Raw genomic sequence first — 20488 nt, 5'->3', positions numbered from 1 at the left:
ATGACAGATTCTAATATCAAAACCGTAATGACGCCGCGTGAAATTGTTGAAGAACTTGACCGTTTCATTATCGGTCAAGATCAAGCAAAACGAGCCGTGGCAATCGCATTGCGTAACCGTTGGCGCCGCTTACAAATTCATGACGATGCGCTTAGAAGGGAAATAATGCCCAAAAATATTCTGATGATTGGACCCACGGGAGTCGGGAAGACTGAGATTGCCCGTAGGTTGGCCCGGTTAGCAGAAGCTCCTTTTATTAAGGTGGAAGCGACAAAATTTACCGAAGTCGGCTATGTTGGGCGCGACGTTGATTCAATCATTCGTGATTTAGCTGATACTGCAGTAAAAGAAGAGCGTGAGTTAGCTATGCGAAAAGTGCAGCGACAAGCTTCCGATGCAGCTGAGGAAAGAATATTGGATGTTTTGTTGCCGCCCGCTAGGGGTTCGCTTACCCCTTCTGAAAAAGATTCCTCAACGCGTCAAACATTTCGTAAACAATTGCGCGAAGGGATTCTTGATGACAATGAAATCGAAATCGAAGTAGCAAGTAGTCCTGTCGGTGTTGAAATTATGGCTCCTCCCGGGATGGAAGAAATGACAAACCAGCTGCAGGCTATGTTCCAACAGGTAGGATCCGGTCGCACCAAAACCAGAAAGATGCCTATTCGCAAAGCAATGAAAATTTTGGCCGAGGAAGAGGCTTCAAAGCTCATTAATGAAGAAGACATTAAACTGCGGGCAATTGAAAGCGTAGAGCAAAATGGCATTGTCTTCATTGATGAAATAGACAAAATTTGCAAAAGGGCAGAGCATGGGGCCGATGTTTCCCGTGAGGGGGTACAACGCGATCTTCTTCCCCTGGTAGAAGGTACTACTGTTTCAACAAAATATGGCATGATTAAATCCGATCATATTTTGTTTATTGCCTCCGGTGCTTTCCATATGGCTAAGCCCTCTGATTTAATTGCAGAACTTCAAGGGCGTTTACCTATTCGTGTTGAGCTTTCTGCATTAACAGTGGAGGATTTCGTACGTATTTTAACCGAACCCAATGCCTCTTTGACGGAGCAGTACACTGCTCTATTAGCCACCGAAGGGTTGCACTTGAACTTTGATGAGTCAGGCATCCGAAGAATCGCTGAAGTAGCATGGCAGGTTAATGAACGTACAGAAAACATTGGTGCAAGAAGGCTATATACTGTGATGGAGCGCTTATTAGAAACAGTATCTTTTGAAGCAACCGATAAATCTGGAGAATCGGTTTTAGTCAATAGCAATTATGTTAACAAACATCTAGGTAAACTGGTTGAGGATGAAGATTTAGCGCGTTATATCCTTTAATTCGCGCGAAATAGTTCGTCAAGGCTCACATTTAATGTTTTCTCTAGGCAATGCTCAGCTTTTTTTATGTGAACTACCCAAGGATGGGTAGTTGTTGGCCCGCTCGCTTTTAATTCTTTATTGGTGGGTAACCGATAAGGTAATAATTGCATTAATTCATATAAAGTGAGTGTATTTAAATCTCTACTCAAGATGTATTTTCCGGTATCCGTTGCTTTTATTAAACCTAAATCAAATAGTTCGTTTAGCATTTCGCCAATATCAATAGCAAAAGGAAGACTACTTACATTAATTAATTCCTCTAAGGTGACACTTTTTCCTTGTAAATGAGCTTCCCACACCTTATGCAGCCATAAGAGGGTATGAGAAAGCCCATCAATTTTGACACCCTCGCGCCGCTGGTGGTGTACAGACAATGCATAACTAATTTCTGCGCCTAAAAGCGTAATTAGCCATACCCAGTAAACCCAAATGAAAAAGATGGGGATTGTTGCAAAAGCTCCGTAAAGTAATTGATAGGTGTTATAACGACTTAAATAATAAACAAAGGCTTGCTTTGCCCCCTCAAATAAAATCGTTGCTACTAACGCGCCATATAGACCGTGAATTAAATGAACACGGCAGTTAGGAACAATTACATAAAGAAAAGTAAATCCTACAAATGACAAAAGGATGGGTATATAGCTTAATAAAAGAGGTGTATCTACGCCTTTTATGAAAGGAATGGAAAATACATAGGAACTGGCAGCAAGACTTAAACCTAAAAAAAATGGCGCAAGTGAAAGGATAGCCCAATACAATAAGAAGGCAGAAACGCCTTTGCGGGGATTGCTCACTCGCCAGATTTTATTCATGGAGCGCTCAATGGTATACATTACCAATAATGCGGTAATGAATAAAAATATTATTCCCAATGCGGATAATTTAGAGACTTGGGTTGAAAAAGACTGTAGATAGTTTTGCACTATCTTGCCACTGGCAGGAATAAAATTAGCAAAGATAAAATCTTGTACAGGGCCTATCAAATCATGAAAAACAGGGAAAGAAGACAAAATGGCCAATCCCACGGACATGAGCGGAACAATAGCCAACAAGGTTGTAAACGCGAGAGCTGAAGCTCTATAAGTACAATCGTCCTCAATAAAATGGTCAATAACAAAGCAGATAAAGCGTACACACTCTTGGTATTTCGTGGTTAATTTTTGTTTTATGAACATGGTTTTTCCCTGAGTTTAACTTTACTATACGCAAGATACTTTAAAATGCCAGGTTGCACGATTCGATTTTTGTATCTCATGGAAAAACGGAATATATCCAACCTGTTCTGTTAGGAACTTTGTTTTTCCGAGCACAAAAAGTGACCGAGCGAAACAATACTTTGGAATATCTTGCATATAATTTTTTTAAACTTTACTGCAAACATTTGATATTTTCTTCATTCTTAGGAGTACTTGTGCCAAAACCTTATGTATTAGTTTTATATTACTCTCGTACCGGTTCTATTGCTAATCTTGCTCAATATATTGCGCGAGGGGTGAATGCAGTAAGTGGTATTGAAGCACGCGTACGTACAGTTCCTACAGTGTCTCCTACTTGCGAAGCCACAGAAAACAGTATACCCGATTCCGGGGCGCCTTTTGCAACGTTGGAGGATTTAAAAAACTGCGCCGCACTTGCTTTGGGCAGCCCCACCCGGTTCGGTAATATGGCTTCTCCGCTAAAGTATTTTTTAGATACGACTTCTTCGGTGTGGCTGTCAGGACATTTAGTAAATAAGCCTGCCGGGGTTTTTACTTCTTCTGCTTCTTTACATGGTGGTCAAGAGACTACACTTATTAGTATGATGTTGCCACTTTTGCATCATGGAATGGTTTTAGTAGGATTGCCTTATACAGAGAATGAATTGAACACTACTCAAACTGGAGGCACCCCGTATGGTATTTCTCATGTTTCGGGTATCAATAATGATCTTCCCATAAGTAAAGATGAAATAACATTAGCCAAACGATTTGGTGAGCGTTTAGCCAACGCAGCCATTCATTTATTACCAATGCAAATGTAAGTTGGCGCAAGCCCACATTCATTTAGCGACAGAGAGCGAACTATGAAAGTAATTAGTTTTAATGCTAACGGTATACGATCTGCTGCTCGTAAAGGTTTTTACGAGTGGCTTAGTCAACAAAATGCTGATTTTGTATGTATTCAAGAAACTAAAGCGCAGATTGATCAGTTACAAGCAAGCCCCTTATTTTTTCCCGTGAATTATTTTTGTGAATACTACGATGCGTTAAAAAAAGGGTATAGTGGGGTTGCCATTTATGCCCGGAATAGGCCTACAAAAATTCTTAAAGGATTAGGCTTTGAATACTGTGATCAAGAAGGGCGTTATTTACAGTTTGATTATAATAATTTAAGTATTATCTCTTTATATATGCCTTCTGGCACAAGCGGCGAAGGTAGACAGGCGGTAAAATATGATTTTTTGTCGCGTTTTGCTAATCATTTACAAGAATTAAAAGCGCAAGGAAGAGAGCTGATTATTTGCGGTGATTATAATATCGCTCATAAGAAAGTGGATTTAAAAAATTGGCGAGGGAATCAGAAAAACTCCGGTTTTCTACCCGAAGAAAGAGCTTGGATGGATGAGTTATTTGGTCCTTTGGGTTTTGTCGATGCTTTTCGTATAAAAAATCAAGAAGAAGAGCAGTATACTTGGTGGTCAAATAGAGGCAGGGCATGGGAAAAAAATGTGGGATGGAGGATAGATTATCAAGTAGTTACCCCTGGATTACGCGATGCTATTAAAGAGGTTGGCATCTACAAGGAAAATCGGTTTTCGGATCACGCGCCTTTATTAATTGAGTATCATGGTGAATGGTGTGCTTAAAATAGCAACTTGGAATGTTAATTCCATAAAGATTAGATTAGAGCAAGTACTAGAATGGTTAGAGCATTCGCAAACGGACATTCTAGCTGTACAAGAAACTAAAATGATTGATGAGCAATTTCCTGCGCAAATTTTTATCGAAAGGGGCTATCATATTGTTTTTAGCGGTCAAAAATCTTATAACGGGGTCGCTATTATTAGTAAGTTTCCCCTGTCCAACGTCGTTAAAGATATAGCAGATTTTGAAGATCCGCAAAGAAGAGTCCTTGCTGCCACGACGGGAGATATTCGTCTTATTAATTTATATGTGCCGAATGGCAGTGCAGTAGGATCGGATAAGTACGCTTATAAGCTTAAGTGGTTAGAGAAAGTTATTGCGTACATTAAAGAAGAATTAAGTAAAAATTCTAAGTTAGCGGTAGTGGGTGATTTTAACATTGCTCCTGAAGATAGGGATGTACATGATCCAGGCGTTTGGGTAGGGAATGTTATGGTAAGCGCTGAAGAACGTAAGGCATTTAGTTCGCTTTTAGATTTAGGGTTAAAAGATAGTTTTAGAAGTTTTTGTCAAGACTCCATTTTTAGCTGGTGGGATTACCGTCAAGGTTGTTTTCGTCGCAATATGGGATTAAGGATTGATCATATATTATTAAGTGAAGTATTAACTAATCAATGCACCCATTGTGAGATTGATATAGCCCCAAGACGGGCTAAAAGACCGTCGGATCATGCACCCGTGATAGCTACGTTTTAAAATGGTCAGAAACTAAATTCTATTGCTTTATACAATAAGATCTGCTATCGTTGCCCGTCTTTTATTAAGAGCATGGTGCTTGGCAGAGACTAAGTGGCGATGTTCGCTATTTTTAAAGAGAGTGGTATTTATGAAATCTTCGATTCATCCTGAGTATAAAATAGTTAAAGTTACTTGTAGTTGTGGCAACATTTTTGAAACCCGTTCCACTTTAGGTGACAAACTCAATATAGAAGTTTGCGATAAATGTCATCCTTTTTATACCGGTAAGCAAAAATTAGTCGATACCGGAGGCCGAGTACAAAAATTCCGTGATCGTTATAAAACGCGCACTGATAAGTAAAACTTCTTATCTGACCTGAGCCATGCGACGGATCTCCGGAATGTTACGCATACTCACTCAGAGAAAACCAGGGGCGCAGCAGTATGCGCCTTCTTTATCCAGCATATCTATTCATACTTTGTTTTTTTCTATATGATTTTTCCCTAAACATTAAGAGAGAGTAAACACTTTGAAGAAAAATGTTTTAAAAGAGCGTGCATTAAATTATCACGAATTTCCCACCCCAGGGAAATTGGGTATGCATGTTACTAAACCAACCAACTCTCAAGATGACTTATCTCTTGCTTATACGCCCGGTGTTGCTGAGCCGGTGCTAGCCATTGCAGAAAATCCGGAAAACGCCTATCGGTTTACCTCTAAAGGGAATCTAATTGCTGTTATTACTAATGGAACTGCCGTGTTAGGAATCGGTGATGTAGGTCCTTTGGCAAGCAAGCCGGTTATGGAAGGAAAAGCCGTCCTGTTTAAACGCTTTGCAGACATAGATGTATTTGATATTGAAATTGATGCGAATGACCCCCAGGAATTCATTAAAACGGTAAAAAATATCTCTCCTACTTTTGGTGGGATTAATCTTGAAGATATTAAAGCACCCGAATGTTTTGACATTGAAAGCGCTTTGATAGAAGAGTTAAATATTCCTGTGTTTCATGATGATCAACATGGAACTGCCATTGTAGTGGCCGCAGGACTCTTGAATGCTTTAGAGATTCAGGGCAAAAAATTAAAAGATGCCCGTATTGTATGTATTGGTGCAGGTGCTGCCGGTATTGCTTCTATGCGTTTATTATTAGCTTTAGGCGCAAAAAAAGATAATATGTTTCTATTAGATAGTAAAGGCGTTATCCATAGCGGACGTGATGATTTGAATGATCACAAAGCCTTGTTTGCGCATGAAACAGCAAAACGATCGCTTTCTGATGCTTTAGAAGATGCTGATGTATTTATAGGAGTCGCTCGTTCAGATTTATTGAGTGTAGATTTACTAAAATTAATGGCTCCAAAGCCGGTTATTTTTGCACTATCAAACCCTGATCCGGAAATTCGTCCCGAAGTTGCTTTGGCTGCTTGTGAAGATTTAATTATTGCTACAGGCCGAAGTGACTATCCAAACCAAGTAAATAATGTATTATGTTTTCCATATATTTTTAGAGGCGCGCTGGATGTGAGAGCTACTTGTATTAATCAAGCTATGCATATTGCAGCTGTCGAAGCAATTCGGCAACTGGCTCATGAACCGGTTCCTCAAGAAGTGAAAGATAATTACCCTGGCGTTACTGATTGGACTTTCGGTCCTCAGTATATTATTCCTAAACCAATTGACCCCCGGTTAAAAGAAAGAGTCACTAATGCCGTGGCTCAAGCCGCTGTTGCGACGGGTGTTAATAGAATAGGAAATTTATAGAATTTCTATAAATACTATTGCTTAACTTGATGTTAAGGAGACTGATTTTGTCTACTAGAACGAATAGAAACTATCAAATTTTAGCGTGGTTTATTTGTGCTCTTGGTGCTGTATATTATTCTTATGAATATTTTTTGCGCATTTCTCCAAGCGTCATGGAGCCAGCTTTACGTCAACACTTCAATTTAACCGCGACAGGGTTTGGATTACTCTCAGCCTTTTATTACTACGCTTATGTTCCCATGCAGTTGCCTGTTGGGGTTTTGATGGATCGTTTTGGTCCAAGACGCTTAATAACCATCGCGTGTATGATTTGCGTAGTGGGTACCTTCTTATTTACTAATACCAATAGTTTTTCCATTGCAGCTACTGGTCGGTTTCTCGTTGGCTTGGGCTCTGCCTTTGCCTTTGTGGGCGTGCTTAAACTGGCTACAATTTGGTTGCCGGAGAATAAATTAGCAATGGTAGCAGGTATTGCCACTGCTTTAGGAACGATTGGCGCTATGATTGGCGATAATCTTTTAGGGGATATGGTCGCTAATCTAAGCTGGCAACAAACAAATAACTACACTGCATTTTTCGGTATTGGTTTGGTTTTTGTATTATGGTTTGGTATTCGTGATCATAAGCGCGGCCAACAGACAGGTGGAACGATTACCAGTTTCCGCCGTAATATGATTGATTTGGGAATTATTATCCGTAATAAGCAAATTTGGATTAATGGCTTGTACGGTTGCCTGGTATATTTACCTACCACGGTTTTTGCAGAGCTCTGGGGTATTCCTTACTTGAGGGATGCGCATGGTCTTTCACATGCAGGGGCTGACTTTGCTAACTCTCTTTTATTTTTAGGGTTTACTATTGGTGCCCCGAGCATGGGTTTTATTTCTGATAAAATTAGACGTCGCAAATTGCCAATGGTAGTTGGTGCGGTCGGTGCAGCGATAATAATGTTAATTATTCTTTATACCCCCAATTTAGATCAGACTATTTTAAATGGCCTCATGTTTGTTTTGGGATTATTGTATAGCGCGCAAGCTATTGTGTTTGCAGTAGGGCGTGAATTAAGTCCAAAAGAAGCAGCAGGCACAGCCATTGCCATGACCAATATGATTGTAATGATTGGGGCTATGTTCTTGCAGCCTTTAGTAGGAAAATTACTGGACTGGAGTCTGCTGCACCGAACTAACTTGTCAACAGTTCCGGTCAATCAGGCCCATTTATACAACGCGCAAGATTTTAAATTTGCTTTGTCTATTATTCCAATTGGTATAATAATTGCTGCAATATTGACCTTCTTTTTAAGAGAAACACATGCCCACGCTGACGCCAACCCTCGAAGTTAGTCAAAGTAATCGCAAATATTTTTATTTTGGGTGCCTAGTTTGTGCAATAGGTGCTCTTTTTTATTGTTATGAATTTATTTTGCGAATTATTCCCGGTGCTTTGCAAGCTGAAATTAGTGAAGAATTCGGGCACATATCGGCAACAACTTTTGGGCAGCTCTCTGCATTTTATTATTTTGCATACTCCCCTATGCAGTTGCCCGTCGGTTTATTAATGGATAGATATGGACCCAGGCGATTACTTTCTTTCGCTTGCTTATGCTGTACCATCGGTTCTTTTATGTTTTCCTATTCTTCCTCTATGGCAATTGCCGCAAGTGGTCGATTCTTAGTTGGTTTTGGTTCCTCCTTTGCCTTTGTAGGTGTATTGTCCTTAGCGATGCATTGGTTACCCAAAAAATATTTTTCCTTGGTAGCCGGTCTTATTACCACCTTAGGGATGTTAGGATTAGTTTATGGAGAGGTAAAGATCACCGAAATGGCGGTTTCAATGGGATTACAGTACGTTCTTACAGCGATGGTAATCGCCGGAGGCATCCTCACCCTGATCATTTTTCTTATTGTAAGAGACGGCCCTGGCGGTCATTTTTCTAAAACTCAACCCTTGCCTGAGTTTTTCAAAAATGTTTGGCATGTGTTAACTTCCCCTCAAGTATGGATTATAGGGTTTGTGGGGGCCTGTTTATATACCTCTTTATCAGTTTTTGGGGAGTTGTGGGGTAAAACCTATTTAGAACAAGCACATCATCTAACTAAAGTAGAAGCTGCGCGCACTATTTCGGCTATGTTTTTAGGGTGGGCTGTGGGAGCTCCTATTTCGGGCTACTTATCGGATCATAGTGGTCGCCGTGTGCTATTTTTAGTTCTCGGTGCCATACTCTCACTAATTTGTATTAGCTTGGTCTTGTATTTCCCGGGTTTAAACTATATCACCTTAAATATTTTACTATTTTTATACGGTGTATTTAGCGCTACCGAAATCATTGTGTTTGTTATGGCTAAGGAAAATAGCGGGGCACAATTATCAGGAACAGTATTTGCTGCGACCAATATGATTGTAACTTTGGGCGGCGTAATATTTCAGCCGCTTGTTGGTAAATTGCTAGATACTCTGGGTGACAGTGCTGTTATTAACGGTGAGCATATTTATACTGTTGTGGACTACCAGTTGGCCCTTTCCATATTACCCTTATCTTTAATCATGGTAACGATAGTTGCATTCTTCTTAAAAGACCGGAGTACTGCAATTAGCTAGCAAAGATAGCAATAAGTTCACTTACTGATTTTCGCATACTGGGTTTACAGCTGATATGGCGTTGCACGGGGAAACTCAGTATTTTCCCTTCTTTATAATAATGACGTGTAAACTCCGTATCATGATTTGAAATAACCACAGTGATTCCACGCGAAGCGCAATCCTTTGCTAATTCAGCAAGCATAATTTGCTCTTGCTCACCAAATTGCTTATCCGTATACGCAGTAAAATTAGAAGTTTGTTGTAGCGGAACATAAGGCGGATCGCAGTAAATTAAGTCCCCTTTTTTAGCTTTGGCAAAGGTTATACGAAAGTCAGCATGTTTTAATTCGGTATTCTGGCTTTTTTCATAGAAAATCTCCAGCGCATTTCGAGGGAAGACAGGAGCTTTATAGCGTCCGAAGGGAACATTGTATTTCCCAGAACTATTATAACGACAAAGGCCATTGTATCCGTGTCGGTTAAGATATAAAAACAAAGCGGCTCTTTTGCGTAACTCGACACATACATTAAATTCCTCGCGTAACAAATAGTATTGTTCCTTATTGTTATTTTTAAGAGTAAAAAATTGTTCACAATAATTTATAAACGCTTGTCCTTCCGTTTTAATGAAACTAAATAAATTAATTACATCTGCGTTTTCTTCCGCGAGCACGTTATTTTCAAAATGGGTATTGAGAAAAACAGCAGCCGAACCTGCGAAAGGTTCAATATAGCGATGCGCTTTGGGAAATGATGACAATATGATCTCTAAAGAGGCGTATTTACTTCCTGCCCATTTCAAAAAAGGTCGAATTTTCAAAATAACTCCAATGCATCATAAAAAACGTCCCAAAATTAACAGTTAGAAGAGAAGAAGTATACTGTTTTCTAAGCTAACAAAAAATCACATGCAATAGATACCTCGTGAAATGATGCCTTGACGCTTATACCTCGAGCTCGTATGATTCAAGCATACTTTGTGTGGATTTTAATGTGACTAGTAGAAATTTAATAACTTCAACCTTTGATAAAAATTGGATTCTTCAGGGTTGGCAGAAAATTAGTTCACAGGAAAAAGAACACATTAATAGCCGGATGTATGAGATTTTTAAAGACGGTCTCCCATTTGAACTAAAGCAAGGAAAATTACTTTATATATATACTTTTTCTTTCCTGGCCCAATTAGAAATTCTTGCATTGCAAATACCTTTAACGTTTAAAGAAAAATTACCTACCGCGCAGTTACGCAAAACGATGCATTTACAATTAGTGGATGAAATTTTTCACGTACTGGTTTTTAAAAAGATTGTGAAGCTGCTTTGCCTGCCAGACGCTACCCCTCCAGCTTATGATGAAAATTTAGAGTCATTATGCAATTTTATACGCATGCAAGAATGCCCAAAGATGGGGGTCGTTTTATTTAATTTAATTGGTAAAGGCTGGTTGGAACAAATATTTTATAGCTTAACGAAGTCCAATATCGCTCCTAAGGTTTTTTCTGAAATATTTAAAGATGAGCAGCGTCATTTTAATCAAGTAGAAATGTATAAGGAAATCGGTATTCCACCAGAAGAGCTTATTATTTCAAAATTAGCCTATCTAGAGGAAAAGTTTTTACCTAAGATGCTTTTCCAATATCGCTATTCTTTCTCTTTTGCGACATTAATAGGTTTGCCCGGTATCGTTGATTTTTTAGAGTCTTTAAATAAAAGACATACCGAACAGTTAAGCAAGATTAACTTAAAACCCAGTGAAAAATGGCTCTATTTTATGAAGTTTTCCCAAGACAACCTTCCTAAAAAAATTCGCAAAATGATACATTCTTTTTAGATATATTAAGAAAGAGTTACCCTAAAGTAAAAGAAAGACTTAATAAGATCACTGCTATAAGCCCTATCAAGGCCAGACTAAAGTTTCCGCCCGGAACAAGGATGAATGAATTCTCTAATTTTCGTCCTCGCCACGCCATAAGCGCAGGGAGAAGTAAAAGCAGAATGACACAACATATTCCAGCATAGCCGAGCGCTTTTAAATAAATCCCTGGATTCGCCAAAACAATCGCTAAAGGAGGAAGAAAAGTTAATGCTAAGACACTTTTTCCCTGAAACCCACTCTTATTCAGCTTTAGGCCATCCGCTAAAAAGTCAAATAGGCCTAAAGAAACGCCTAAAAATGCGGTGACCATACATATGGAGGTGAAAAATCCAAAGAAACCGGTTATGACCTGGCTATGTACTGTCTCACTTAAGGCCAAAGTTAAGCCGCTGGTAGTGTGCTCACTTTCCATTAAACTCAATAAACCATTAGCACCGTCTTTATCAATGACTCCCATAATCACTGCATCCCAAGCGATATAACAGACTAAAGGGATTAAAGAACCAAAAAGGATTACTTTTCGTAAGCTAGTAATATCGTCTTTAAAATATTCTCTAAGACTGGGAACAATCGAGGCAAACCCAAAAGACGTGACCAAGATCATTAGACAACCAGATATTGCTGCAAGAGAACCGCCTTTCCATGATTCAACGTTAACATGGGGCGAAATTATTAAAACCAATAATAAATAAACCCCTAACTTGCCGAACATTAGTCCTCGATTCAAATAGTCTACCGCGCGAATACCGGCATAAATCACTAAACTAAATAAAAAAGTAAACAAGAGTGCGGTTAAACCCGCAGGTAAGTTAATATTCACTTTTTGCAATAAAGAATTTAAAACATCGCTACCACCAGAGATGTAAGCGGCTAATAAGGTATAAAGAAGGAAAAGATAAGTTATCCATGTAATAACTTGGCCAGGTATACCGAGGGTTTCTTTAGCCATAGAAACCATATTGCTACCGGCAGGAAGACGTAAATTAACTTCTAAAATAAGCAATGCCCCTATGGTCATTATTAACCAACAACCAATAAGGAAAAAAATAGAATTGGTCATGCCTAATGCGGCTGTTGAAACGGGTAAAGCGAGCATTCCGCCACCAATAGAGGTTCCAACAATGAGTAATGTCGCACCGATTATTTTGGAATTAGCCAAAATGCCCTCATCACCAAGTGTTTAAAATAAAAACAATATGATATTTAAGTGAGCATGAATTGTCAATATAGTTGGCGCCTCAAGGCGCAACCTACACACTTATAACCATTAAAAACAAAGAGGCAAGAATTACCAATAGTTGAAAAAATCTTCCTCCAGGAACAACATATTCTGCCTTGAATCTATGCCTGCCGAAGAAAGACATAGCAGCAGGCAATAACAATAATAAAATTACACAGAAAAAACCAGCATAATTAAGCGCATAAATATAGGCTCCAGGATAATAAACAACAATTAATACAGGGGGTAAAAATGTTAGCAGAAACAAGGTGAGGCCTTGTTTTCCGCGCTGTTCCATTTTCAATCCATCGGCTAGAAAGCTAATAAGACACAAAGAAACTCCTAAAAATGCGGTAAGCATGCAGATAGAAGTAAAAAAGTTAAACATGGAGCTAATAAAAGTATTATTTACTCGCTGAGAAAGCATATTTGCGAGTGAACTGGTGGCGTGCTCATTGCTCATTAAACTAATTAATCCATTAGAGCCCTCGCTAGGTAAACTTCCAATAATAACCGCATCCCAGGCTAAGTAACACAAAAGTGGTATCAATGACCCGATTAAAACAACTTGGCGTAATACTCGAATGTTGTCATTAAAATAGACGCGAAGATTGGGAACAATAATGGCGAAACCAAAAGAGGTAATTAAGATCATTACGGTGCTGGTTATATTGCGATAGTCGCCGTTAGTAAAATGCTCTACTTTAATAAAAGGAGCAATGAGAATAATCAGTAGGAGGTATACGCCTAATTTTGCTCCCATTAGAGCTCTATTCAATAAATCGACTGAGCGTATCCCACGGTATACTACGCCTCCGAATAATAAAGTGAAAACGATGATGGATACCCATTCATGCGGATGTAAGTGAATATGCTTTAAAAGTCCGCCCATTACATCTGCGCCTCCCGAAATATATGCAGAAAGCAGACTGTAGAGCAGGAATAAATAACTAAGCCAGGCAATTAATAAACCGGGCTTTCCTAGAGTGGCAGCGGCCATAGAGACCATATTGTTACCTGGGGGCAAATAGAGGTTCACTTCCAGAATGAAAAGAGCGCCCAGGGTCATTATGAACCAACAAAGCAGTAAGAAAAGGGAAGACTCCCAAAAGCCTGTGGCTGCATTGGCTACCGGCAAAGCAAGCATCCCCCCGCCAATGGATGTGCCCACAATTAGAAGTATGCCCCCAATGAAACGAGAACGCATGAATACACCTGTTATGAATGACAATGCATCATAACAAATGTATTCTTTAGCAACAAACTTTGCATTGGGGATGCATATTACGCGAAGGGAGAAAACGCTTCTTCCATTTTGTGGAGGATTGCAACACCGCTTCCCATCGAGAGTGCTCCTATAAGAAGGAGAAAAATCCCTAACGTTAGGCTGGCGGGTAATGCCCCTGCAACAGCAACCGCCCCAACGCTCATGGCACTTAAACCCGCGGTTAATAAAAAGCTACCGCTCACATAGGCAGTTAAGGATTTGCTTTGTTCAAAAAAATTACAATTTGTTTCATCTAAGGACGTTGGCTTTTTCATTCTATAGAAGGTGTACATAATTATTACCGTTTAATTATTATTTGAGTTTAGAACGCTCACCTGTCATTCGTGAATGACTACATAATTAATAATTAAACGGTTGATGTAAAATTTTTCTTTTTGTTAACAATAATTGCAAATTGTTAGCAAATTTATTTCATGCTCATAATGGGCGCTTTTTGTGGAATGTTATTACAAGACAATAACCATTGGATTTCAATGCGTCGATTATATGCACTTCCACGGATTAATTTATTATCTCCCACCGCATATTTATCTTCATAACCTTCAGCACTCATGCGTTGTGCTGGAATATTATTAGCCCATAAGAAAGTAAGCATAGCCTCTGCTCTCGCTTGTGTGAGCATCCTTTTATGATATCTTGAACCCACATTATCGGTAAAAGCAGCCACATAAATGGGGCAAGCACATTTATAGGATTTTAAGAGCCTGACTATATTGAGAAAGCTGGGATAGCATATATCATTAATCTTGGGAGTACCGAATTCAAAAATTTTATCAGTTGGCACAATTAAGGTCATTGTATCTCCATACTGTACTACTTGAATATCTTGTTGTTTTAACTCCTTGATGATATTTGCTCGTGAAGTTTGATTAATCGCTATGGCAGCGCCTGTTAAACCTCCTAGTGCCGCTCCAGCTGCTGCTGCACCAGCTCCCCCGGCAATACCTCCAATCATGCCTCCCACAGCCGCACCGTATACGAAACCGAAAGTAGTTTGTCGCAAACGTTTTTGATCAGGTTGAAAATTATTAAAAGGGGGTTGAAAGCAACTGGTTAAAAAAATACAAAGTACAATCAGTCCTAGTATCCTTTGTGTGAGGGGTTTGAAAGACATTTTTACTCCTGTAACCCAATCAATTTTTCAATTATAAAGATCCTTAGTCATTTCGCAATGAAAACAGCAGTTTAATGAATTGATTTGTAAAAACTCCCTTGTTATCCTCAATTAATTAAATAAAAGGAATTTAAGCCTTGAGTAAGCCGAAGTTAAATGCTTCACAATCTACTTTTTCGCTTTCCTTAGCAGCTCTTGGTGTTGTATACGGTGATATTGGTACAAGCCCTTTATATGCTATTCGTGAATCTATTGGTCCTTTACCCATTAATATGACAGATGTGTTAGGCGTTTTATCGCTTATTTTTTGGTCCTTAGTCATCATTATCTCCGTAAAATACTTAATAGTACTTTTTAAAGCCGATAATGATGGCGAAGGGGGAATTCTGGCCTTATTGGCACTCTTAACCCGTATCAAAGAAAAAAATCCTGAAATCTTTTTCGTCTTAGGCATCTTCGGAGCAGGATTGTTATTAGGCGATGGTATGCTTACGCCTGCGATTTCGGTAATTAGTGCTATAGAAGGTTTGAACGTTATTTTACCTTCACTCTCCGATTGGGTGTTACCTCTTACCATAGGGATTTTAGTTGCTCTATTTTCCGTCCAGTCTTTTGGGACAGAAAAAATTGGCTTTATATTTGGTCCCATTATTTTTATTTGGTTTTTAACAATAGGGATATTAGGGTTAGTTCAAATTTTAGAAACTCCCGTTGTTTTAAAAGCTGTCAATCCAATATATGCCGTTAATTTTTTTCTCACAAATGGTTGGAGCGGATACCTTTTATTAGGGGGTGTGTTCCTTGTGGTGACTGGCGGGGAAGCTTTATACGCTGATTTAGGACATTTTGGAAAACTTCCGATTCGTTTAAGTTGGTTTTTCATAGCCTTGCCGGCTTTACTAGCTAATTACTTTGGTCAAGGTGCGTTTTTAATTACCCACCCCCAAGCAATAGTGAATCCCTTTTACATGCTGGCGCCCGGGTGGTTTTCTTTCCCCTTATTAATTCTGGCTACTATGGCTACTATAATTGCTTCGCAAGCAGTTATTTCAGCGACTTTTTCATTAACCAAGCAAGCAGTGTTGCTTGGTTTGTATCCTCATCTACCTATTATCCAAACCTCCAAAACAAAGCCGGGCCAAATTTTTATTCCGCAAATAAACTTGCTCCTGGCTCTTGGCACTGTTTTGTTAGTTTTAACTTTTCGTAATTCAAATGCTTTGACCCATGCTTATGGCATAGCTGTTAACCTGGATATGTTACTAACAACTATATTGACTTCTTATTTAGCGTTAACCAAATGGCGATGGAATAAGTTTGCGCTTATCCTTTTGTTTTCATTTTTCGGGATAGTGGATATTGCATATTTGGGAGCAAATGCACATAAATTGACTACTGGAGGTTGGGTTCCAATTGTGTTTGCCATGATTTGTGCATTTATTATGTATACATGGAATAAAGGGCGACAAGCCTTGCAAAAAAATTACTATTTACAGAAAGATGAGTTTTCTAAAATATTGAAACAATTGGATTATAAGAGTTTAAATCGTTTACCAAGTGCAACAGCTATTTTTATAACGGATATCTATGATAAGAGCGGGGGTAGTTTTTTACACTTTTTGAAATTAAACCGCACCATGCCGGATCATGTGTTAATCGTGAATTATACCGTTGAAAATATTCCTTATGTTTCACTAGACAACCGTTTTGAAATTAAGTGTTTAAAACCTAATATTTGTGAACTCACTTTACATTATGGCTTTATGGACACTGTTTCTGTACCAAAAGCGTTAGCAGCGGCAGAAGACAGAAACCTTTTGCCATTTAAAGTGAATACAGAAAATGCTACTTATCTAATTGAAATACCTAACGTAGTAGCTTCTAGAAAGAAAAGAACGCTATGGTTTTTTTGGCAGGAAAAGCTATTCGCATTTCTAGTGCGTAATTATTCCACTAATTTAAATATAGAGTTTTACCAAGTGCCCTTTAACCGAACAATTGCTATAGGGACCTATTATATTATTTAGTGGGTTCTTGCGGCTTAACTATTTGAATATTAATTCCTTTAATAGTAGGGCTCTTTAATGCTTCGCGTAAATAATCAATCAATGACACATCAATCGTTTTGCTAAAATTACTCGAGGCTTGACGGAATACTAAAACGCCATTAATCCAAAATGCAAAACCCATATGAGAAACATTTAAATTAGTGCCAATCTTATCTCGTAGTTGCCAATTTGGTCTTACTATCTCAATAATCGCGCCGTTGGGAATTTGTTTAAACAAAGCATTGTTAGCCTTTTCTTTGCTGTCGAAAAGCTTATTTAAGGGTAAATAAGGGATGTGAGATATTTGATTACTTAGCTTACTCCCTTTGTATTTTAATTCTGCCCATTTCAATTTTTGTAAATTGGGATCATTCTTTAATAAACGCACATTATCTATAGGTAAGTGTTGATACCAATTAGGTTTTTCAATAAGTGCAGTGGCTATCTCTGCTACAGGTTTCTTATCTAAAGTTATGTCATTCGTAATATCTTCTAGATATCCAAAGTGTTGATTATTTAAGTTCCAGTCGATAGAGGTAAAATGATTCCTGCTAGTATAAGAAACTACCCCATCTTGGTAGCGGATCTTGCGTATGTAGCTTTTAAAAGAAGAAAGATCTTTTGCTAATGCTAACGCTAAAACGGTGTCTACATAAGTCTCACAATCGAAACTGTCGACTCTATATAAAGGAAATTGATCAAAATCACCGTTGGTTCCCTCTCCTAAAGCGCCTAATAAATAGGGTTTATTTAAAAATTGTTCGCTGATAAATTCAAGGCGGCGATTCATAGGAAGCGGTGACTTATTCTCAAGCATACGATAAAGTGGAATAATCGTCTTGTCCGCCTCTTGCTCCATATTTTTACTGGCAAAAACAGAGAAATTGAGGGAGATAAGAAAAAGGGCGATAAAAGCAAAGTTAAATAGGAATTTTTTCATATTTTTTGCGCAGTAAAAAATCGATATGATAACTTATCAGACTATTAGAGAGCAACCATGTTAAATGTTATCTGGCTAGGAATGCTATTTATTTCAGTATTCGTTGGCTTAATTACGGGAAAGATTGATGCCGTAGTGCTGGCTGTTACCTCCTCGGCTAAACTGGGTTTTGAGGTTGCTCTCGGACTCACCGGGATGATGACCTTATGGCTTGGAATTATGAATATCGCTTCTGAAGCAGGATTAATTACTGTTTTTGCGAAAGCGCTTCGACCTCTCTTGCGTTGGTTATTTCCCGAAGTTCCGGTTGAACATCCTGCCATGGGGGCAATGGTTATGAATTTGGCTGCAAATATGCTGGGATTATCCAATGCTGCCACACCGTTTGGGCTTCAAGCCATGAAAGAGTTGCAGCGTTTAAATACACATGTGCATACAGCCAGTAATGCTATGTGTACTTTTTTGGCAATTAACACCTCCAGCGTTCAACTCATTCCTGCCACTGCTATTGCTTATTTGGCGGCAAACAGGAGTACCGATCCGAGTAGTATAATTTTTAGCTCCATTATAGCCACGTCTTTTTCTACTTTGGTAGCGATTATTGCCGTAAAACAATTAGCAAAATTGCCTGTTTTTCGTATAAAACCAGCGGATAATTTATGAATATTTTTGCCCATTATTTTTCAAACGGCGTTTTCTTGCTATTTATTTTAGGGATTCCTTTGTATGCAGCTATAAAAAATGTAAATGTATTTGATGCTTTTATTGGAGGGGCAAAGCAAGGATTTGAAACTAGCGTTAGTATCATTCCTTACTTAATCGCTATGCTTGTAGGAATTGGCATGCTACGAGCATCCGGGTTCTTTGAGCTTCTCTATTCCTTTTTGGCACCTGTATTAAAATTTATTGGAATGCCTGAGGAACTGCTTCCTTTGGCATTAATAAGACCTTTTTCCGGTAGTGCTTCAAATGCGGTAATGGCAGACATTATCCATCAACATGGCGGGGATGCTTTTATTTCAAAAACTGCTGCGACTATGATGGGAAGTACTGAAACTACATTCTATGTTATTGCTGTTTATTTTGGTGCTGTAAGCATACAAAGAACACGTTATGCGATTCCTGCGGGGTTACTTGCAGACATTGCTGGTATTATTGCTAGTGTTATTGTCTGCCGTTATCTCTTTTTATGAGGTTACAACTGCTTTTTTGCCAGTGGCTAAGTTCGCTTCTTCATAAAGTTTCATTTGCGCTAGTAAATCGGCTGCTTTCGCTTTGAATGTTGCAACTTCTCTACCAGCAACCGGCGCTGCCCGCGGTAGCTCCACTGTTGCCGGATTTCTGGGGGTGTGATTCACGTGAAATTCATAATGACAATGAGGGCCTGAAGCTAAACCGGATTGTCCTACATAACCAATAATCTCTCCACGTTTAACTTTATCGCCTTTAGATAGTCCTTTCTGAAAACGCAACATGTGACCATAAACTGAAGTAAAGGTTTTATGGTGGCTTATGCGTATTACATTTCCATAGCCATTATCTCTACCAATAAATTCAATGTGCCCGTCCCCGGTAGCACGTATGGGAGTGCCTAAAGAAGCAGCAAGATCGATGCCTTTGTGTGGGCGGCGATAATGCAAGATAGGGTGCATGCGAGATTTGCTAAATGTAGAACTAATATGACTAAATTTTACTGGATAACGTGAAAAGGCTTTTTTAAGGCTTACTCCTTTTTCATTAAAGTAATCGTAATCGCCGTCAGCATTTAGGTGCCGTATTGCCCTATGGGTTTCATCGCGGGTAGTGTAAGTTACAGCAAGAATTTCTCCGGTATTCACCAGGTTATTTTCTATATAATAGGCTTTATATACGATAGTAAATCGGTCACCTGCTCTCACTTCCCGAGCGAAGTCAATTTCCCAATTGAAAATTTCTGTCATTTGTTGGACAAGCTTATAAGGAATACCCGCTCGCTTCGCAGTAGTGTATAAAGAACCGCGTACTGTTGCAGTAATATAATTATTTTGGCTCTCCATTTTTCGCGTATTGACTTGGTTCCGATAAGTCTTACCTTCTTTGTATATAACCAAATCTTGGGTAGGTGAAAGAGGAAAGATTAATTTTTCGAGATCGTCGTCGTTAACAAGAACATGTAACTCTTGATTGGGTTTAATGTGGGTTAATGCTTTCGCATGGGGATTTTTGTTTAAAATAGTTTGTAGCGTCTGACTTTTAATTCCTAAGCGTTTAAAAATACTAGATAAAGTATCACCGGGCTGGGTAGTAATGATTTCCCATTCTTTTTCCGCTTTTTCAGGTGCTTCATCTATATCCTCTTCCTCAATTTTTGGAAGAGATAAAGTTGCTTTAATAACTTCCTCTTCTTTTTTATGACGAAGTGTTTTTATCAATAAAACAGGCAAAGAAAAAGCGATTAACAAAGCAACCAGTGCTATTAATTTCGAAGGTTTTGCAGATTTTTTCACCGGGGCCCGGGGTTTGTAATCCATCATGCCTTTGTGATATCTCGTGTAAATAAAGCAAATACTTTAGGGGTTAATTTTAACTTCATTGGATAAAAAACTACTTTTTCAAGCGAAAAATAGGAAAAAGAACCTAGCTTGAACAAATTATCCGGGCTAAGATACCCGCTGGAAGAAGCTAGGTCAATCATTTAAGGTTTACTTTTAT

General features: G+C 38.8%; 21 protein-coding genes (1 of these 21 running past the window's edge). 13 read left to right on the top strand and 8 right to left on the bottom strand.

Annotated elements, in window-relative coordinates; genetic code table 11:
* Entirely contained in the window at positions 1 to 1341 is a 1341-nt protein-coding gene (hslU, locus tag EL206_RS05655) for an ATP-dependent protease ATPase subunit HslU (RefSeq protein ID WP_232048527.1), read from the top strand.
* Here hslU and EL206_RS05650 read toward each other — a convergent pair.
* Complete coding sequence (locus tag EL206_RS05650) at positions 1338 to 2558, bottom strand: YihY family inner membrane protein (protein ID WP_058462259.1); 1221 nt, start codon at positions 2556 to 2558, stop codon at positions 1338 to 1340. The two genes, hslU and EL206_RS05650, sit on opposite strands and share 4 nt — an antisense overlap.
* 236 nt (positions 2559 to 2794) lie before the next feature.
* Here EL206_RS05650 and wrbA point away from each other — a divergent pair, with 236 nt between their 5' ends.
* From wrbA to EL206_RS05615, 7 genes are all read left to right on the top strand, one after another.
* Positions 2795 to 3403, top strand: coding sequence for an NAD(P)H:quinone oxidoreductase (gene wrbA, locus EL206_RS05645; protein ID WP_058462258.1), 609 nt, complete (start codon positions 2795 to 2797; stop codon positions 3401 to 3403).
* 42 nt (positions 3404 to 3445) lie between these two features.
* Positions 3446 to 4228 carry an exodeoxyribonuclease III gene (locus EL206_RS05640; RefSeq protein WP_058462257.1) on the top strand — a complete coding sequence of 261 codons (783 nt, stop codon included), beginning with the start codon at positions 3446 to 3448 and terminating at the stop codon, positions 4226 to 4228.
* Positions 4221 to 4982 carry an exodeoxyribonuclease III gene (xth, locus tag EL206_RS05635; protein ID WP_058462403.1) on the top strand — a complete coding sequence of 254 codons (762 nt, stop codon included), beginning with the start codon at positions 4221 to 4223 and terminating at the stop codon, positions 4980 to 4982. The genes EL206_RS05640 and xth overlap by 8 nt, the downstream gene beginning before the upstream one ends.
* Positions 4983 to 5112: 130 nt before the next feature.
* The gene (gene rpmE / locus EL206_RS05630) at positions 5113 to 5325 is read left to right on the top strand and encodes a 50S ribosomal protein L31 (RefSeq protein ID WP_058462256.1); all 213 of its coding nucleotides are present in this window, start codon (positions 5113 to 5115) and stop codon (positions 5323 to 5325) included.
* A 169-nt stretch (positions 5326 to 5494) separates the two neighbouring features.
* Positions 5495 to 6730, top strand: coding sequence for a malic enzyme-like NAD(P)-binding protein (locus tag EL206_RS05625; RefSeq protein ID WP_058462255.1), 1236 nt, complete (start codon positions 5495 to 5497; stop codon positions 6728 to 6730).
* A 47-nt stretch (positions 6731 to 6777) separates the two neighbouring features.
* Complete coding sequence (locus tag EL206_RS05620) at positions 6778 to 8076, top strand: MFS transporter (protein WP_232048526.1); 1299 nt, start codon at positions 6778 to 6780, stop codon at positions 8074 to 8076.
* Positions 8045 to 9331 (top strand): MFS transporter, encoded by a 1287-nt coding sequence (locus tag EL206_RS05615; RefSeq protein ID WP_058462253.1) that lies wholly within the window; start codon positions 8045 to 8047, stop codon positions 9329 to 9331. The genes EL206_RS05620 and EL206_RS05615 overlap by 32 nt, the downstream gene beginning before the upstream one ends.
* Here the strand turns inward: EL206_RS05615 and EL206_RS05610 are convergent.
* A complete protein-coding gene (locus EL206_RS05610; protein ID WP_058462252.1) occupies positions 9324 to 10136 on the bottom strand; it encodes a Dam family site-specific DNA-(adenine-N6)-methyltransferase in 813 nt (270 codons plus the stop codon). The genes EL206_RS05615 and EL206_RS05610 overlap by 8 nt on opposite strands.
* A gap of 170 nt (positions 10137 to 10306) precedes the next feature.
* Here EL206_RS05610 and EL206_RS05605 point away from each other — a divergent pair, with 170 nt between their 5' ends.
* Positions 10307 to 11143 carry a hypothetical protein gene (locus tag EL206_RS05605; protein ID WP_058462251.1) on the top strand — a complete coding sequence of 279 codons (837 nt, stop codon included), beginning with the start codon at positions 10307 to 10309 and terminating at the stop codon, positions 11141 to 11143.
* 16 nt (positions 11144 to 11159) lie between these two features.
* On the opposite strand, the gene EL206_RS05600 is transcribed toward EL206_RS05605, so the two are convergent.
* The 4 genes from EL206_RS05600 to cmpA all read right to left on the bottom strand — a co-directional run bounded on the left by EL206_RS05600 (position 11160) and on the right by cmpA (position 14809).
* On the bottom strand, positions 11160 to 12347 hold the full coding sequence (locus tag EL206_RS05600; protein WP_058462250.1) for an amino acid permease: 1188 nt from the start codon (positions 12345 to 12347) through the stop codon (positions 11160 to 11162).
* 91 nt (positions 12348 to 12438) lie between these two features.
* Complete coding sequence (locus EL206_RS05595) at positions 12439 to 13614, bottom strand: amino acid permease (RefSeq protein WP_058462249.1); 1176 nt, start codon at positions 13612 to 13614, stop codon at positions 12439 to 12441.
* 77 nt (positions 13615 to 13691) lie between these two features.
* Positions 13692 to 13949 (bottom strand): hypothetical protein, encoded by a 258-nt coding sequence (locus tag EL206_RS05590; RefSeq protein ID WP_058462248.1) that lies wholly within the window; start codon positions 13947 to 13949, stop codon positions 13692 to 13694.
* A 152-nt stretch (positions 13950 to 14101) separates the two neighbouring features.
* The gene (gene cmpA / locus EL206_RS05585; RefSeq protein WP_058462247.1) at positions 14102 to 14809 is read right to left on the bottom strand and encodes a C-OmpA-like family protein CmpA; all 708 of its coding nucleotides are present in this window, start codon (positions 14807 to 14809) and stop codon (positions 14102 to 14104) included.
* Positions 14810 to 14946: 137 nt separating this feature from the next.
* Here cmpA and EL206_RS05580 point away from each other — a divergent pair, with 137 nt between their 5' ends.
* A complete protein-coding gene (locus EL206_RS05580) occupies positions 14947 to 16836 on the top strand; it encodes a potassium transporter Kup (RefSeq protein ID WP_058462246.1) in 1890 nt (629 codons plus the stop codon).
* Here EL206_RS05580 and EL206_RS05575 read toward each other — a convergent pair.
* Positions 16829 to 17797 (bottom strand): N-acetylmuramoyl-L-alanine amidase-like domain-containing protein, encoded by a 969-nt coding sequence (locus tag EL206_RS05575; protein WP_058462245.1) that lies wholly within the window; start codon positions 17795 to 17797, stop codon positions 16829 to 16831. The two genes, EL206_RS05580 and EL206_RS05575, sit on opposite strands and share 8 nt — an antisense overlap.
* 57 nt (positions 17798 to 17854) lie before the next feature.
* Here EL206_RS05575 and EL206_RS05570 point away from each other — a divergent pair, with 57 nt between their 5' ends.
* Both EL206_RS05570 and EL206_RS05565 read left to right on the top strand, forming a co-directional pair.
* Complete coding sequence (locus EL206_RS05570; RefSeq protein WP_058462244.1) at positions 17855 to 18460, top strand: nucleoside recognition domain-containing protein; 606 nt, start codon at positions 17855 to 17857, stop codon at positions 18458 to 18460.
* Complete coding sequence (locus tag EL206_RS05565; protein ID WP_058462243.1) at positions 18457 to 18990, top strand: spore maturation protein; 534 nt, start codon at positions 18457 to 18459, stop codon at positions 18988 to 18990. The genes EL206_RS05570 and EL206_RS05565 overlap by 4 nt, the downstream gene beginning before the upstream one ends.
* Here EL206_RS05565 and EL206_RS05560 read toward each other — a convergent pair.
* Positions 18985 to 20307 carry a peptidoglycan DD-metalloendopeptidase family protein gene (locus EL206_RS05560; protein ID WP_058462242.1) on the bottom strand — a complete coding sequence of 441 codons (1323 nt, stop codon included), beginning with the start codon at positions 20305 to 20307 and terminating at the stop codon, positions 18985 to 18987. The genes EL206_RS05565 and EL206_RS05560 overlap by 6 nt on opposite strands.
* Before the next feature lie 179 nt (positions 20308 to 20486).
* On the opposite strand from EL206_RS05560, the gene tyrS reads away from it, so the two are divergent.
* On the top strand, positions 20487 to 20488 hold a 2-nt sliver of the coding sequence (gene tyrS, locus EL206_RS05555) for a tyrosine--tRNA ligase (protein WP_058462241.1). It continues 1204 nt past the right edge of the window; just 2 of its 1206 coding nucleotides fall inside the window; its start codon straddles the right edge of the window (only 2 of its three bases are visible, at positions 20487 to 20488); the stop codon falls past the right edge of the window.

The organism is Legionella adelaidensis, assembly GCF_900637865.1.
Lineage (GTDB): Bacteria > Pseudomonadota > Gammaproteobacteria > Legionellales > Legionellaceae > Legionella_A > Legionella_A adelaidensis.
The sequence above is the reverse complement of the archived record's forward strand: the minus strand, read 5'-3'. Positions and strand labels throughout refer to the sequence as shown.